Annotated in this window: 15 protein-coding genes; 5 read left to right on the plus strand and 10 right to left on the minus strand. The window is 70.4% G+C overall.

The genetic code is table 11. The annotated features are described in order from the left end of the window. Positions 1-42: 42 nt before the first annotated feature. The 3 genes from E3U25_RS15415 to E3U25_RS15425 form a co-directional block, all read right to left on the minus strand. Complete coding sequence (locus tag E3U25_RS15415) at positions 43-249, minus strand: cold-shock protein (RefSeq protein WP_036759195.1); 207 nt, start codon at positions 247-249, stop codon at positions 43-45. Positions 250-431: 182 nt separating this feature from the next. Further along, the gene (locus E3U25_RS15420) at positions 432-2,252 is read right to left on the minus strand and encodes an ABC-F family ATP-binding cassette domain-containing protein (protein WP_116222262.1); all 1,821 of its coding nucleotides are present in this window, start codon (positions 2,250-2,252) and stop codon (positions 432-434) included. A gap of 127 nt (positions 2,253-2,379) precedes the next feature. Continuing rightward, positions 2,380-3,342: a serine hydrolase domain-containing protein gene (locus E3U25_RS15425; RefSeq protein ID WP_036759718.1), complete on the minus strand. Its 963-nt coding sequence runs from the start codon at positions 3,340-3,342 to the stop codon at positions 2,380-2,382. A 118-nt stretch (positions 3,343-3,460) separates the two neighbouring features. On the opposite strand from E3U25_RS15425, the gene E3U25_RS15430 reads away from it, so the two are divergent. Genes E3U25_RS15430 through recR form a run of 4 tightly spaced genes read left to right on the plus strand, consistent with a single transcriptional unit; the run spans position 3,461 to position 6,552 of the window. Continuing rightward, positions 3,461-3,757, plus strand: a complete 297-nt coding sequence (locus E3U25_RS15430) for a DUF2218 domain-containing protein (protein WP_072461991.1) — start codon at positions 3,461-3,463, stop codon at positions 3,755-3,757. 59 nt (positions 3,758-3,816) lie between these two features. After that, positions 3,817-5,598 (plus strand): DNA polymerase III subunit gamma/tau, encoded by a 1,782-nt coding sequence (locus E3U25_RS15435; protein ID WP_116222261.1) that lies wholly within the window; start codon positions 3,817-3,819, stop codon positions 5,596-5,598. Between the two features lie 3 nt (positions 5,599-5,601). Next, a complete protein-coding gene (locus E3U25_RS15440) occupies positions 5,602-5,946 on the plus strand; it encodes a YbaB/EbfC family nucleoid-associated protein (protein ID WP_036759723.1) in 345 nt (114 codons plus the stop codon). Between the two features lie 3 nt (positions 5,947-5,949). Beyond that, on the plus strand, positions 5,950-6,552 hold the full coding sequence (gene recR / locus E3U25_RS15445) for a recombination mediator RecR (protein WP_116222260.1): 603 nt from the start codon (positions 5,950-5,952) through the stop codon (positions 6,550-6,552). 179 nt (positions 6,553-6,731) lie between these two features. Here recR and E3U25_RS15450 read toward each other — a convergent pair whose 3' ends face one another. Both E3U25_RS15450 and E3U25_RS15455 read right to left on the minus strand, forming a co-directional pair. Further along, a complete protein-coding gene (locus tag E3U25_RS15450) occupies positions 6,732-7,178 on the minus strand; it encodes an Hsp20 family protein (protein ID WP_036759727.1) in 447 nt (148 codons plus the stop codon). Positions 7,179-7,390: 212 nt separating this feature from the next. Continuing rightward, complete coding sequence (locus E3U25_RS15455) at positions 7,391-7,633, minus strand: HP1242/YdcH family protein (RefSeq protein ID WP_072461994.1); 243 nt, start codon at positions 7,631-7,633, stop codon at positions 7,391-7,393. Positions 7,634-7,726: 93 nt separating this feature from the next. On the opposite strand from E3U25_RS15455, the gene E3U25_RS15460 reads away from it, so the two are divergent. Then, positions 7,727-8,494 carry a DUF599 domain-containing protein gene (locus E3U25_RS15460; protein ID WP_116222259.1) on the plus strand — a complete coding sequence of 256 codons (768 nt, stop codon included), beginning with the start codon at positions 7,727-7,729 and terminating at the stop codon, positions 8,492-8,494. Here E3U25_RS15460 and E3U25_RS15465 read toward each other — a convergent pair. The 5 genes from E3U25_RS15465 to E3U25_RS15485 form a co-directional block, all read right to left on the minus strand. Next, on the minus strand, positions 8,405-9,601 hold the full coding sequence (locus E3U25_RS15465; protein WP_036759730.1) for an MFS transporter: 1,197 nt from the start codon (positions 9,599-9,601) through the stop codon (positions 8,405-8,407). The two genes, E3U25_RS15460 and E3U25_RS15465, sit on opposite strands and share 90 nt — an antisense overlap. A 279-nt stretch (positions 9,602-9,880) precedes the next feature. Continuing rightward, positions 9,881-10,666: a crotonase/enoyl-CoA hydratase family protein gene (locus E3U25_RS15470; protein ID WP_116222258.1), complete on the minus strand. Its 786-nt coding sequence runs from the start codon at positions 10,664-10,666 to the stop codon at positions 9,881-9,883. Beyond that, complete coding sequence (locus E3U25_RS15475) at positions 10,663-11,517, minus strand: hydroxymethylglutaryl-CoA lyase (RefSeq protein WP_072461997.1); 855 nt, start codon at positions 11,515-11,517, stop codon at positions 10,663-10,665. The genes E3U25_RS15470 and E3U25_RS15475 overlap by 4 nt, the downstream gene beginning before the upstream one ends. After that, entirely contained in the window at positions 11,504-12,157 is a 654-nt protein-coding gene (locus E3U25_RS15480) for a glutathione S-transferase family protein (protein WP_036759735.1), read from the minus strand. Before E3U25_RS15480 ends, E3U25_RS15475 begins: the two co-directional genes overlap by 14 nt. Then, entirely contained in the window at positions 12,154-14,082 is a 1,929-nt protein-coding gene (locus E3U25_RS15485; protein ID WP_116222257.1) for an ATP-binding protein, read from the minus strand. Before E3U25_RS15485 ends, E3U25_RS15480 begins: the two co-directional genes overlap by 4 nt. Positions 14,083-14,118 lie beyond the last annotated feature (36 nt).

Here is a 14,118-nt window from a genome sequence, read left to right on the forward strand (position 1 = left end):
CCAGGATCGGTCGGACCATCTGTCTTGAAATCGGGGGCCGGATCAGGCCAGCGCCAGGTCGCGCGCCGATTGACGGCCGTCGCGGCCGGTTTCGATTTCGAAGGTCACGGCCTGGCCGTCATCGAGTTGACGGATGTTCGCCCGCTCGAGGGCCGAGATGTGGACGAACACGTCCTTGCCGCCCTCTGCGGGGGCGATGAAGCCGAAGCCTTTGGTGGCGTTGAACCATTTCACGGTGCCATTGGCCATCGTGATGTCTCCTTAGAGTAATACCGTCCGCGACATGCGACGGCCCGGCTCAGTCAGATCGAAGCATAGTCTGAAGCCGGAAAGGAGACAGGATGCGGAAGAAATAACCTAGCCCGCAGAACATGGGGGGCAAAGCGCAAAAATGCAAGGGCTGTCTGCGCGCGGCCGGATATTCGGTCGCTTCAGCCCTGGTCGCGCTCGGCCAGGTCCAGCCATTCCTCCTCGGCGGCGGCCAGCGCCTGCTGGCGTTCGACCAGGGCGTCGCTGGCCTTGGCGAACTTGGCCGGGGCGGTCTGGAACAGGTCGGGCTGGGCCAGGAACTCGGTCAGCTTGCCGATCTCGGCCTCCAGCCGCTCGATCACGGCCGGCAGCGTCTCCAGCCGCTTGCGTTCCGAAAAATTGAGCCCGGCGCGCGCCGCCTCGGCCTTGGGCGCGGGCGCGACCTGCGCGGGCTTGGCGGGGACCGGCCGGGTCGGCTCGGGCGCGGGGGTCGCCTGCGGGCGCTGCGCGCGATAGTCGGACCAGCCGCCGGGATAGATCGTGGCGCGACCGTCGCCCTCCATCGCCACCGTGGTCGTGGCCACGCGATCGATGAAGTCGCGGTCGTGGCTGACCAGCAGCACGGTGCCGTCATAGTCGCCCAGGATGTCCTGCAGCAGGTCCAGCGTCTCGACGTCGAGGTCGTTGGTCGGCTCGTCCAGCACCAGAAGGTTCGAGGACCGGGCCATGATTCGCGCCAGCAAAAGCCGCGCCTTTTCCCCGCCCGAGAGGCTGCCGACGGGCGCGCGCGCCTGCGCCTCGTCGAACAGGAAATCCTTGAGATAGGCCACGACATGGCGCGGGTTGCCGCGCACCATCACCTGGTCCGAGCGCCCGGAAACCCGCATGGACGGGTCGCCCGCCAGCGCGTCCCACAGCGTCACCGTCTCGTCTATGGCGCTCCGCGCCTGGTCGAAGACCGCGATTTCCAGGTTGGTGCCGTGCCTGACCTCGCCGGTATCGGGCGCGATCTCGCCGGTCAGCATCTTGATCAGCGTGGTCTTGCCGGCGCCGTTCGGGCCGACGAAGGCCACGCGGTCGCCGCGCAGAACCCGCAGGTCGAAGGGCTTCAGGATCCCCCGCTCGCCGAAGGACTTGGAGATGCCCCTGGCGTCGATCACCCGCTTGCCGGATTGCGGCCCCGCGTCCAGTTCCATCGCCGCCGTGCCCTGGCGGCGGATCTGGCCGGCGCGTTCCTCGCGCAGCGCGGCCAGCGCGCGCACCCGGCCCTGGTTGCGCTTGCGCCGGGCGCTGATGCCCTCGACCGCCCAGCGGGCCTCGGCCTTGATCTTGCGGTCGAGCTTGTGGCGCGCCTCGTCCTCGGCGGCCCAGAGGGTTTCGCGCCAATCCTCGAAATGTTCGAAGCCCTTGTCCTGCCGGCGCACCTCGCCGCGGTCGATCCACAGCGTCGCCCGCGTCAGCGCCCGCAGGAAGGCGCGGTCGTGCGAGATCAGCACGAAGCCGGCCCTGGTCGTGGAAAGCTGCTCTTCCAGCCAGCCGATCGCCTCGATGTCGAGATGGTTGGTCGGCTCGTCGAGCAGCATCAGTTCCGGCGCCTCGGCCAGAAGCCGGGCCAGCGCCGCCCGCCGCCGCTCGCCGCCCGAGGCGGTGGCTGTCGGGCGGTCGGGGTCGAATTTCAGCCCCTCGGCCGCCATCTCGACGCGGTAGCCCTCGGCGTCGCCAAGGCCGGCGCGGGCGAAATCGCCCAGGGTGGCAAAGCCCGACAGGTCGGGATCCTGCTCCATGTAGCCGACATGGATGCCGGCGGGGGTGACGACCTCGCCGCTGTCGGGCTCGACCAGCCCGGCCATGACCTTCATCAGCGTGGACTTGCCCGAGCCGTTGCGGCCGACCAGCGCCAGCTGGTCGCCCTGCTGGACGGTCAGGTTCAGCCCGTCGAAGACGGGATTGCCGCCGAACGTCAGGGAAATATCGGTGAGTTGCAAAAGCGGTGCGCGTGCCATGAGGGGGCAGATATGCCGCGCCAGCCTCCGGGTCAACGGGGGGCGGACGGGGGCGGGATGGGGGCGCTGCCCCCGGCCCTGCGGGCCTCCCCCGGAGTATTTTCGCAACGGAGAAACGGCCGGGAAATCACAGCGCCGCCACCAGCCGGCCGGCCAGCGCATGCAGCTCGGTGCGATAGCCCGAGCGGGCCGAGGGCTGGTCGGGGTCCGAGGTCATGGCGATGGCGACCGGCACCCGGCCGGGAAACACGTAGATCATCTGCCCGCCATAGCCCCAGCCATAGCGCACCGGCCGGCCGCCGATGCGGCTGATGAACCAGCCATAGCCATATGCCTCGCCGTTGAAGATCGAGCGGGTGCGCGGCTGCCAGCTGGCCTCGATCCAGCGCGGCGGGATCACGCCCTGCCCGCCCGCGGCATAGGCGGCGCCGAAGGCCAGGAGGCTGCGGGTGCTCATCGCCATCTGGTTGCCGCCCAGATGGATGCCCTGCGGATCACGGTCCCATGCGGCGATGGCGAAGCCGGGGATGCGCAGCCAGTCCCGCGCCAGCGCCAGCGTCGAGCGCCCCGAGGCGCGCGCCAGCATGGCCGAGACCAGATGCGTCGAGGCGGTGGAGTAAAGCATCCCCTGCCCCGGATCGGCGACGAAGGGCGCGGCCAGCGCGGCGCGCACCCAGTTGCGGCTGCCGACCCAGCGGCCGTAGTTCGGCCCGGACTGGCGCTGCAGGCCCGCCTGCATCGACAGCAGGTGCCCCAGCGTCAGCCGCGCCAGGCGCGGGTCGGGGTCGGCAGGCAGGTCGGCACGCAGCAGCTCGGCCACCGGCTGGTCGGTGCCGGAAAACAGCCCGCGCGCGATGGCGATGCCCGCCAGCGCCGAGACGATGGATTTCGAGGCCGACTTGATGTTCGTCGCCCGGTCGGGCGTGAAGCCGCCGAAGCCGCGCGCCGCCACCTCCTCGCCGTCGCGCCAGACGGCGACGGCGCGCAATTGCGGCAGGTCCGCCGCCTCGAGCACCTCGCGCGGCGAGGCCGGCGCCAGGCGCGGCAGGGCCAGCAGCGGCAGGGCAAGCAGGATTGAACGTCGCCTCATCCGGGTTATATGGGGGACACCGGGTCCGGGCCGAGTCCGGGCCGAGCCCGCTCACCGTTTCGTGACCCTTCCATGTCCGCCAGCCGCCGCCAGCCGGACCCGCAAGACAGGAAAGACCATGTCCCAGACCGTCATCCTTTCGACCTGCCGCGTGGCGACGCCGAACGGCAGCCGCTACCTGCAGCAGCTCTGCAAGCATTGGGCGCACAAGTTCGAGGTCGCCTTCGACCCCGCCCAGGGCCGCATCGCGATGCCCGAGGATCGCATCGTGACCCTGACCGCCACGCCCGAGGCGCTGGAAATCCGGCTGGAGGCGCCCGAGGACACCACCGCCCATATGCGCCACATCGTCGACAGCCACATCGCCCGCTTCGCCTTCCGCGAGGAACTGGCCTTCGACTGGCAGCCCGCCTAAGGGCGGTTGCCGCCCCCCGTCCGCGCCGCTAATCTGCGCCGGTCAACAAAGGCCGAGGCATGAGCGAGAGCGAACGGAACTACCAGGTGCTGGCGCGGAAATACCGCCCCGAGACCTTTGCCGACCTGGTCGGCCAGGACGCGATGGTGCGGACGCTGAAGAATGCCTTCGCCGCGGACCGCATCGCGCAGGCCTTCGTGATGACCGGCATCCGCGGCACCGGCAAGACCACCACGGCGCGCATCATCGCCAAGGGGCTGAACTGCACAGGCCCCGACGGCCAGGGCGGCCCGACGACCGAGCCCTGCGGGGTCTGCGAGCATTGCGTGGCGATCTCGGAAGGCCGGCACGTCGACGTGATGGAGATGGACGCCGCATCCAGAACCGGCGTGAACGACATCCGCGAAATCATTGAATCGGTTCACTATCGCGCCGCCTCGGCCCGCTACAAGATCTATATCATCGACGAAGTCCACATGCTTTCGACCAGCGCCTTCAACGCGCTTCTGAAGACGCTGGAAGAACCGCCGCCGCATGTGAAGTTCATCTTTGCCACCACCGAGATCCGCAAGGTGCCGGTCACGGTTCTGTCGCGCTGCCAGCGTTTCGACCTGCGCCGCATCGAGCCCGAGGTGATGATCGCGCTGCTGCGCCGCATCGCGACGGCGGAAGGCGCCGAGATCACCGAGGACGCGCTGGCGCTGATCACCCGCGCCGCCGAGGGCTCGGCCCGCGACGCGACCAGCCTGCTGGACCAGGCGATCAGCCATGGCGCGGGCGAGACGACGGCGACGCAGGTCCGCGCCATGCTGGGACTGGCGGACCGCGGCCGGGTGCTGGACCTCTTCGACATGATCCTGCGCGGCGCCGCCGCCGAGGCCCTGGCCGAGTTGCAGGCGCAATATGCCGATGGCGCCGACCCGATGGCGGTCCTGCGCGACCTGGCCGAGATCACGCATTGGGTCTCGATCGTGAAGATCACGCCCGAGGCGCTGGACGACCCGACCATCGGCCCGGACGAACGCGCCCGCGGCCAGCAGATCGCGGAAAAGGTGCCGATGCGGGCGCTGACCCGGCTGTGGCAGATGCTGCTGAAGGCGCTGGAAGAGGTGGGCCAGGCCCCGAACGCGATGATGGCGGCCGAGATGGCGATCATCCGCCTGACCCATGTCGCCGACCTGCCCGACCCCGAGGCGCTGATCCGCAAGGTGCAGGCCAGCGCCGCGGCGGGCGCGTTCAGCCGCAGCGCCGCAGCGCCCGCCGCGCGCAGCGAGGCGCCGCGGGCGGCCGCCGCCGCGCCCCGCGCGCCCATGGCGGTGCGCCAGGACGGCAGCGCCGCGGCGCTGGCGGTCTCGCCCGATGCGCTGGCGGGGTTCCCGGACTTCGAATCGGTGATCGAGTTGATCCGGCGCATGCGCGACATGAAGCTGCTGCTCGATGTCGAGGATCACCTGCGTCTCGTGCGCTATTCCCCCGGCCGGATCGAGTTCCAGCCGACCGAGCAGGCGCCGCGCGACCTGGCGCAGCGGCTGGCGGAACGGCTGCGCGGCTGGACCGGCGGCCAACGCTGGGCGGTGACCGTGACCTCGGACCCCGGCCGGCCCTCGATCAGCGAACAGCGCGCCGAACGCGAGGCCGAGGCCCGCGCCCGTGCCATGCAGAACCCGACCGTGCAGGCGATCTTCGCCGCCTTCCCCGGCGCCAGGATCACCCGGATCCGGCCGATCCCGGTGCCGGTCGCGGTTGAAAAACCGGCGGGCGAGGATACATCCCCGCATGAGCTGACCGAAGGCCCGGTGGCCGAGGTCGAGGAATGGGATCCCTTCGAGGACGAGGATTAGGCGATGTTCAAGGGCCTTGGCGACATGGGCGACCTGTCGAAGATGATGGAAGCCGCCCAGCAGATGCAGACCAAGATGGCCGAGATGCAGGAAGGGCTGAACCGCCTGACCGTCACCGGCGAATCGGGCGGCGGGCTGGTCAAGGCTACCGCGACGGCCAAGGGCGAGTTGACGGCGCTCGACATCGACCCCTCGATCTTCCGGGCCGAGGACAAGGAAGTGGTCGAGGACCTGATCCTGGCCGCGGTCAGGGATGCGCAGCGCCGGGCGCAGGACAAGGCGGCCGAGGAGATGGCTCGCCTGACCCGCGAACTCGGCCTGCCCGCCGACATGAAGATGCCGTTCTAGGCGATGCCGCCCACCTCCGGCGACGAGATCGAGACGCTGATCGCCACCATGGCGCGGCTGCCGGGGCTCGGGCCGCGCTCGGCCCGGCGCATCGTGCTGCACCTGATCCGCCGCCGCGCCGGGCAGATGGCCCAGCTGGCGGCGCTGATGGCCAGCGTGGCGGAGCATGCCCGCGAATGCCTGGTCTGCGGCAATATCACCCAGTCCGACATCTGCCCGATCTGCGAGGATCCCGGCCGCGCCATCGGCGAGATCTGCGTGGTGACCGACGTGGCCGACCTCTGGGCGCTGGAACGCGGCCGCGCCTTTCACGGCCGCTACCACGTGCTGGGCGGCAGCCTCTCGGCGCTGGACGAGATCGGCCCCGAAGACCTGCGCATCCCCCAGCTCATCGCCCGCATCGCCGAGGAAAAGGTCACCGAGGTCATCCTCGCCCTCTCGGCCACGGTCGAGGGCCAGACCACCGCGCATTACATCGCCGAGGCGCTGGCACCCACCGGCGTTGCCGTCACCGGCCTGGCGCAGGGCGTGCCGATCGGCGGGGAACTGGACTATCTCGACGACGGCACCATTACCGCCGCGCTCCGCGCCCGCCGCCAGTTCTAGCGGCGCCCGCCGAGCCGGGGCTCTGCCCCGGACCCCGAGGGTATTTTCACAACAGAGAAAGACGCAGGACACGGATCGGCGGTGTGCATGAGAAAAGGGGCTCCGAAACCGGCGCCCCTTGGCTTTCACCGTTCTGCAAATACTCCGGGGGTCCGGGGGCGGCGCCCCCGGCCGCGCCGTCAGGCGTCCAGCTTTTCCACCGCCTTGGCCGGCTTGGCGATCTCGATGCGGCGCGGCTTCAGCGCCTCGGGGATCTCGCGCACCAGGTCGATGTTCAGCATGCCATCCTCGTGGCTGGCGCCCTGCACCCGGACATGATCGGCCAGGGTGAAGCGGCGTTCGAAGGCGCGGGTGGCGATGCCGCGATGCAGGTAGCTGCGGCCCTCGTCCTCGGCGGCCTTGCGGCCCGAGACGATGACGGCGCCGTCCTTGACCTCGACGCTCAGTTCGTCGGCGGAAAAGCCGGCGACGGCGATCGAGATGCGATAGGCATTCTCGCCGGTCTTCTCGATGTTATAGGGCGGGTAGCTGGCGATGTCGGCCGACAGGGCACGGTCCATGACATCGGCCATGCGGTCGAAGCCGACCGAGGCACGATAAAGCGGAGTCAGGTCGAAATTGCGCATGTTTCGCATCCTTCTTCAAGCGATACAAAGGCTTGCCCCCCGGTGCGGGCGGGCAGGTCCGTCGGCGCCCCAGGGGCCCTCCGACAGGGTTGAAGTAGGAATGCGCCCGGCGGCTTTCAAGCCCCGGCCCACGGGCCGGACAGGCAAGGAAAAAGGGCGCGCGGACCCGCCGCACGCCCCATCCAGCCCCAGGCCGGCAGCCGGGCGGCCCGTCAGGCGCGGGCGGCGGCCAGCATGCGGGCGATCTCGTCCTTCAGCCCGGCGCGCTGCTTGCGCAGCTGGGTCTCGGCCTCTTCCGACATCGGCGTATGGCGGCTTTCGGCCGCGGCGACCTGGTCGTTCACCTCGTCATATTCCTCAAGCAGGCGCGCGAAATGCGCGTCCGAGAGCTTCAGCTCGTGAATGCGCTCCGCATCGTTGGGAAATTCCTCGTGGATGGCGTGGGGTGCTGCCATTTTCATCTGCTCCGGTACAAAGATAACCAGGTTGCTGGATAGACGCCGCGACGCAGGCTGGCAACAGCAAGACCACGAGGATAGAACCGCGCCATGGACCCGAACACCGCCCTGCCCGGCCTGCCCGCCTTTGGCCCGCTGTCGCCGGCCGACCTTGCCGCCCTGCTCTGGCTGTTCCTGGCCTGGCTGGGCATCGGCTGGATCACCGAGAACCCGCCAAGGGCCCATCCCTCGGTCACGGTGCTGATGAAGACCTATCGCCGCGAATGGATGCGACAATTCATCACACGCGACCCGCGCATCTTCGACAGCGCCATCCTGACCACCCTGCGCGAGGGCACGGCCTTCTTCGCCTCGGCCTGCCTGATCGCGGTCGGGGGCGGGCTGGCGCTGATCGGCAATACCGACCAGCTGGCCGGCGTGGCGCGCCAGTTCGACCTGGGCCACGTGCCGACACTGAAATGGGAAATCAAGATCGTCGTGGTGCTGTTCTTCGTGGCCAACGCGCTTCTGCGCTTCGTCTGGTCGCACCGGCTGTTCGGCTATTGCGCGATCATCATGGCCTCGGTCCCGAACGAGCCCGACGACCCCCGCGCCGTGCCGCTGGCCATGCAGGCGGCCGACATCAACATCACCGCGGCGAAAAGCTTCAACTCGGGGCTGCGCTGCGTCTATTTCGCGCTGGGGGCGCTTGGCTGGCTGGCGGGGCCCTGGGGGCTGTTCCTGGCCACCAGCTACGTGCTTTTCATCTCGTGGCGGCGCGAATTCGCCTCACACTCGCGCCGGGCGATCATGAAGCCGGTTCCCGGCAAGACGGGCCTGCTGCCAGGCAAGCCCGAGGGCGAGCATCCCCGCCCCTGACAGCGCCACCGCCACCAGCCCCGAGGAACGCCAGCCCCAGCCCGCCGCCAGCGCCAACCCGGCGAGCCAGGGCCCCAGCGCATTGGCGGCGTTGAAGGCGGCGTGGTTCATCGCCGCGGCCATGCTCTGCGCCTCGCCCGCGACCTCCATCAGCCGGGTCTGCAAGGGCACCACCATGCCCGAGCCCAGGCCCAGCAGGAAGGACGAGGCCAGCATCATCCCCCAGTCGCCCACCGCCCAGGCGGCGAAAGCCTGGGTCGCGGCCATGAACAGCATCAGCCGCAGCGCCGCGCCCCAGGTGCCATGGCGCATGGTCAGCCGGGCGGCCAGGATGCTGCCCAGCGTGCCGCCGATGCCGAAGGCCGACAGCGTCGCCGGGATCGCCCAGCCCGGCGGCTGCGTCGTCGCCAGCATCGCGGCCGAGAGATAGGAATAGACCGCGAAGAGCCCGCCGAAGCCGATGGCGCCGACCAGCAGGATCAGCATGACCGCCGGATTGCGCAGCGCCTTCAGCTCGGCCAGCGGCCGCGCATCCCTGGGCGCGCCGACCCGCGGCGCCAGCCGCAGGATCAGCCAGCCCGCCAGCAGCGCCAGCACGCCGGGCAGCGCAAAGCCCCAGCGCCAGCCGAGCCCCTGCCCCAGCACCCCGGCCAGCGGCACCCCGGCAATATTGGCGACGGTCAGGCCCAGAAGCACCTGCGTCACCCCCTTGGCGCGCTGGTCCCGCGGCAGGGCATCGGCGGCAAACAACATGGCCACGCCCAGGAAGCCGCCATGCGGCAGGCCGGCCAGGAAGCGCGTGCCGACCAGCGTGCCATAGCCCGGCAGCACCGCCGCCAGCAGGTTCATCACCCCGTAAGCCGCGATCAGCCCCGCCAGATAGCGCCGCCGCGGCAGCCGCGCGCCCAGGATCGAGGTGATCGGCGCCCCCACCACCACGCCCAGCGCATAGGCCGACACGACATGGCCGGCCTGCGGCTCGCTGATGCCCAGGTCGCTCGCATACCAGGGCAAGAGCCCCATGGCGGCGAATTCCGAGGTGCCGATGGCGAAGGCGCCAAGGCCCAGGGCAAGGATGGCAAGCTTGAGATTGGGCTGCGGCGGCATGGCGGCACCTTCGGGGCTGGCGGATGTGGGAAAATCAGGCCCGCTAGCGTTAACAGATGCGACCATATGCCGCCAAGCCGCCCGCCGCGAAGCCCTGACATGCAATAGGCGCAAGGCTGCGACGGCATGCCGCCGGTTGTCTTCTTCGTTCCCCAAATACTCAAATCCCGCAGCGCGGGCAGGCGCAGCGTCGATGCGGCGACTGAACCTGCAATCCCGGCGCTGCAGAAAACCTTCCGATGAGTATTTTCAGAACGAAGAAGCTGTCGGGCCAGCGCCTCAGCCCGGCTGCCAGCGCGGCTTGCGCTTGTCGAAGAAGGCGGCGATGCCTTCCTGGGCCTCGTCGCCTTCCCAGACATCGACCAGGGCCTGGATGCTGGCCTCGATCTCGGCCTCGCCGATGGGCGGGCCGAGGCGGCGGGCCAGGCGCTTGGCCGCCGCCACCGCGCCGGGGGCGCAGGAGAGATAGGGCGCGATCTCGGCCTCGACGGCCGCGTCCAGCACCGCGGCATCGGCAAGGCTCGCCAGCAGGTTCAGCCGCATCGCCTCGCCCGCGTCGAAGAGGCGCGCGGACATGAAGACGCGGCGCGCCCTGTCCTCGCCCATGCGGGCCAGGACATAGGGGCCGATGGTGGCGGGGATCAGGCCGAGCCGGGTCTCGGTCAGGCCGAAGCGCGCCTCGGGCACGGCCACGGCGACATCGCAGACCGAGATCAGGCCGATCCCGCCGCCGAAGGCATTGCCCTGGACCCGGCCGATCAGCGGCTTGGGCAGGGTGTTCAGCGCATTCAGCATCATCGCCAGTTCGCGCGCGCCGGCCCGCCGGGTCTGGGCATCGGCGCGCATCTGCTCCTGCATCCAGCCCAGGTCGCCGCCGGCGCAGAAGCTGCGCCCCTCGGCCGCCAGCACCACCGCGCGCACGGCCCGGTCGGCGCCTAGCCGCTGCGCGGCTTCGGTCAATTCGCGGATCATCCGGGCCGAAAGCGCATTGTGCTTGTCCGGGCGCGCCAGCCACAGATGCGCGACGCCGCGGACATCGGTCTCGATGCGGATCGTTTCCATCATGCGCCTCCTCTCATGCCGCGGGCCATGGCGGCGGCCTTTTCGATCACCGCCATGTCGAGCCCGGTGTCGTGGCCGCCCAGGGCCAGGTGCGCGGCGAGTTTCTCGGTCGCGACATTGCCCGCGGCGCCGGGCGCATAGGGACAGCCGCCCAGGCCCCCCACGGCGGCGTCGAATACCCGCAGCCCGCGCGCGAGGCTCGCGTCGATATTCTCCAGCGCCCGACCGGCGGTGTCGTGGTAATGGCCGGCCAGGTTTTCGGGCGGCAGTTCCTCCAGAACTGCGGCCAACATGGCGTCGATCGCCTCGGGCCGGGCCTGGCCGATGGTGTCGCCCAGGCTCACCTCGTAGCAGCCCATGTCGCGCAGGCTGGCCGCGACGCGGGCGACGCTTGCGGGCGCCACCTTGCCGTCGAAGGGGCAATCCGTCACCACCGAGACATAGCCGCGCAGCGGGATGCCGTCGACCCGCGCCGCCTCTGCCACCGGCGCGAGCCGCGCGAGGCTTTCGGCGATGGTGGCGTTCAGGTTCGCCCTGGAAAACCCCTCCGAGGCCGAGGCGAAGATCGCCACCTCGTCCGCGCCGGCGGCCCGCGCCGCCTCGTAGCCGCGCAGGTTCGGGGTCAACACCGCATAGCGGATGCCCGGCCGGCGGGCGATGCCGGCCATGACCTCGGCCGCGTCCGCCATCTGCGGCACCCATTTCGGCGGCACGAAGCTTGTCACCTCGATGCGCCGGAAGCCGGCCTGCGACAGCAGGTCGACCAGGGCGATCTTTTCCGCCGCCGGGATCAGGCGCTTTTCGTTCTGCAACCCGTCGCGCGGGCCGACCTCGAAGATCTCAACCTTGGACATCGGGCACCTCGTAGAAATCGCGGTCATAGATGGCGTCGCCCCCGGCGCGGGCCAGGGCGCGGCGATAGGCCGGCCGCGCCAGCATGCGGTCGCGATAGGCGGCCAGCGCCGGATAGCCGGCGGCGGGCAGGAAGCGGAACAGCGCCTCGATATTGAAACCCAGCATGCAATCGGCGGCCGAGAAGGTGGAAAGCAGCGTCTCGCGCCCTGCCAGATGCGCGTCGAGCGCCTGGGCGGTCACGGCCAGCCGCCGGGTATCGAGCCGCATCAGCGGCACCGAGCGCGCGCTTTCGGGCCGCAGGAAGATGTGGTGGATGTTCAGCGCCTGCAGGATATTGGCCTGGGTTTCGGCGAAATGGACCCATTCCAGGAAATCGGCGCGCTCGGGCTCGCCCGGTCTGGGGGCCAGCCTGCCCTCGCGCTCGGTCAGGTATTGCAGGATGGCGCCGGATTCGAAGATGGCGCGGCCGTCGATTTCCAGCGCCGGGATGCGGCCGGCAGGGGACAGCGCGCGAAACTCGGCGCTGCGCAGGCTGCCGTCGGTCAAGGACCAGGAGCGCAAGGTGCAATCGAGCCCCAGCTCCTCGATCAGCCAGAGCACGCGCATGGAGCGCGAGCCGGGGACATGGTGCAGGATCATGCGTCCTCTTCCTCCTCCAGCCGGATCAGGGCGGCGCCGGCCTCGACCTGGTCGCCGGCAGCCGCCAGCACCTCGGCCACGCGGCCGTCGCGGGCGGCGGTCAGCGTGTGCTCCATCTTCATCGCCTCTAGGATCGCCAGCGGCTCGCCCGCCGCCACCTGCTGCCCCGGCTCGACGAAGATCGCCTTGACGAGCCCCGGCATGGGCGACAGCGTCATGCCGCCCCCCGCCTCCTCGCCGCCGCGGGCCAGCGGGTCGAGCGGGATGAGCGTCAGCGAGCGGCCGCCGAAGACGCTGGTGCCCGCGGCATGGTTCACGATGCGCGAGCGGCGCGGGCTGCCGTCGACCCACCAGCGCCCGCCCTCATAGCCGATCTCATGCGTGCCGCCGTCCAGCGTGACGCGGGCGGCGCCGGGGCCCAGCACCTCGAGCAATGCCTCGCCGCCGTCCCAGGCGATGGTGCGGCGCAGCGGCTGCCACAGCGTGATGCCGCCGCGCAGCGTCGGATCGTCGAGCCCGGCAAGGCCGAGGACTGCCAGCGCCTTGGCCCGCGGGTCGGGTTCGGCGGCCTCGACCAGCGCCTGGAGGTCGCGGGCGATCAGGCCGGTGTCGACCTCGCCCCGGCCAAAGCCTTCGTGGCGGGTCAGCGCGATCAGGAAATCGACATTGGTGACCGAGCCCGCCACCTCGGTATCGACGAGCGCCGATTCCAGCGCCCGCAGGGCGATGGCGCGCGTCGCGCCATGGGTGACGATCTTGGCGATCATCGGGTCGTACCAGGGCGAGATGGCGTCGCCCGGCCGCACCCCGGTCTCGATCCGGGCATGGTCGGGAAAGCGCAGATGCGCCAGCCGCCCGGTGGCGGGCAGGAAGCCCGCGGGCACGTCCTCGGCATAGAGCCGGGCCTCGAAGGCATGGCCGGTGATGGCCAGGTCTTCCTGCCGGGACGGCAGCGGCTCGCCGCTGGCGACGCGGAGCTGCCATTCCACCAGGTCGATGCCGGTGACGAGTTCGGTCACGGGATGTTCGACCTGGAGGCGGGTGTTCATCTCCATGAACCAGAAGCCGTCGGGGCGAAGGCCCCGGCTGGCATCGACGATGAATTCGACGGTGCCGGCACCGGCATAGCCGATGGCCTCGGCGGCGCGGGTGGCGGCGGCGCCCATGGCCGCGCGCATCTGGGGCGTCATGCCGGGGGCCGGGGCCTCCTCGATCACCTTCTGGTGGCGGCGTTGCAGCGAGCAGTCGCGTTCGAAGAGGTGGACGGCGCGCTGGCCGTCGCCGAAGACCTGCACCTCGATATGGCGAGGCCTGGAGATGTATTTCTCGATCAGCACCGCCGGGTTGCCGAAGGCGGTGGCGGCCTCGCCCTGCGCGGATTGCAACGCGGCGGGGAAGTCCCCGGCCCGTTCGACCAGGCGCATGCCCTTGCCGCCGCCGCCGGCCACCGCCTTGATCAGGACGGGATAGCCGATCCTGTCGGCCTGGGCCTGGAGGTGGTCCGCGTCCTGGTTCTCGCCGTGATAGCCGGGGACGACCGGGACGCCGGCCTCTGCCATCAGCGCCTTGGCGGCGTCCTTGAGGCCCATCTTGCGGATCGCCTGCGCCGAGGGGCCGATGAAGGTCAGCCCCGCCGCCGTCACCGCATCGACGAAATCCGGGTTCTCGCTGAGAAAGCCGTAGCCGGGATGGATGCCTCCGGCGCCGGTGTCGAGCGCGGCGCGGATGATGGCATCGCCGCGCAGGTAGCTGTCCTTGGGCGCCGGGCCGCCGATCGGCAGGGCCTCGTCGGCCAGGGCGACGTGGCGGGCGCCGCGGTCGGCCTCGGAATAGACCGCGACGGTCCGCACGCCGAGCTTGCGGGCGGTGTCGATGACGCGGCAGGCGATCTCGCCGCGGTTGGCGATCAGGATCTTCTGGAACATCCGGCGGCTCCTGTGGCAGCGGTCGGGCCGGGGGTT

Origin of the sequence: Paracoccus versutus (genome assembly GCF_029909795.1) — a bacterium.
Lineage (GTDB): Bacteria > Pseudomonadota > Alphaproteobacteria > Rhodobacterales > Rhodobacteraceae > Paracoccus > Paracoccus versutus.

What these genes read in the sequence shown, in the direction of transcription:
- E3U25_RS15415 (WP_036759195.1), bottom strand. Translation starts at nt 249, where the DNA reads ATGGCCAATGGCACCGTGAAATGGTTCAACGCCACCAAAGGCTTCGGC.
- E3U25_RS15420 (WP_116222262.1), bottom strand. Translation starts at nt 2,252, where the DNA reads ATGGCACGCGCACCGCTTTTGCAACTCACCGATATTTCCCTGACGTTC.
- E3U25_RS15425 (WP_036759718.1), bottom strand. Translation starts at nt 3,342, where the DNA reads ATGAGGCGACGTTCAATCCTGCTTGCCCTGCCGCTGCTGGCCCTGCCG.
- E3U25_RS15430 (WP_072461991.1), top strand. Translation starts at nt 3,461, where the DNA reads ATGTCCCAGACCGTCATCCTTTCGACCTGCCGCGTGGCGACGCCGAAC.
- E3U25_RS15435 (WP_116222261.1), top strand. Translation starts at nt 3,817, where the DNA reads ATGAGCGAGAGCGAACGGAACTACCAGGTGCTGGCGCGGAAATACCGC.
- E3U25_RS15440 (WP_036759723.1), top strand. Translation starts at nt 5,602, where the DNA reads ATGTTCAAGGGCCTTGGCGACATGGGCGACCTGTCGAAGATGATGGAA.
- recR (WP_116222260.1), top strand. Translation starts at nt 5,950, where the DNA reads ATGCCGCCCACCTCCGGCGACGAGATCGAGACGCTGATCGCCACCATG.
- E3U25_RS15450 (WP_036759727.1), bottom strand. Translation starts at nt 7,178, where the DNA reads ATGCGCAATTTCGACCTGACTCCGCTTTATCGTGCCTCGGTCGGCTTC.
- E3U25_RS15455 (WP_072461994.1), bottom strand. Translation starts at nt 7,633, where the DNA reads ATGGCAGCACCCCACGCCATCCACGAGGAATTTCCCAACGATGCGGAG.
- E3U25_RS15460 (WP_116222259.1), top strand. Translation starts at nt 7,727, where the DNA reads ATGGACCCGAACACCGCCCTGCCCGGCCTGCCCGCCTTTGGCCCGCTG.
- E3U25_RS15465 (WP_036759730.1), bottom strand. Translation starts at nt 9,601, where the DNA reads ATGCCGCCGCAGCCCAATCTCAAGCTTGCCATCCTTGCCCTGGGCCTT.
- E3U25_RS15470 (WP_116222258.1), bottom strand. Translation starts at nt 10,666, where the DNA reads ATGATGGAAACGATCCGCATCGAGACCGATGTCCGCGGCGTCGCGCAT.
- E3U25_RS15475 (WP_072461997.1), bottom strand. Translation starts at nt 11,517, where the DNA reads ATGTCCAAGGTTGAGATCTTCGAGGTCGGCCCGCGCGACGGGTTGCAG.
- E3U25_RS15480 (WP_036759735.1), bottom strand. Translation starts at nt 12,157, where the DNA reads ATGATCCTGCACCATGTCCCCGGCTCGCGCTCCATGCGCGTGCTCTGG.
- E3U25_RS15485 (WP_116222257.1), bottom strand. Translation starts at nt 14,082, where the DNA reads ATGTTCCAGAAGATCCTGATCGCCAACCGCGGCGAGATCGCCTGCCGC.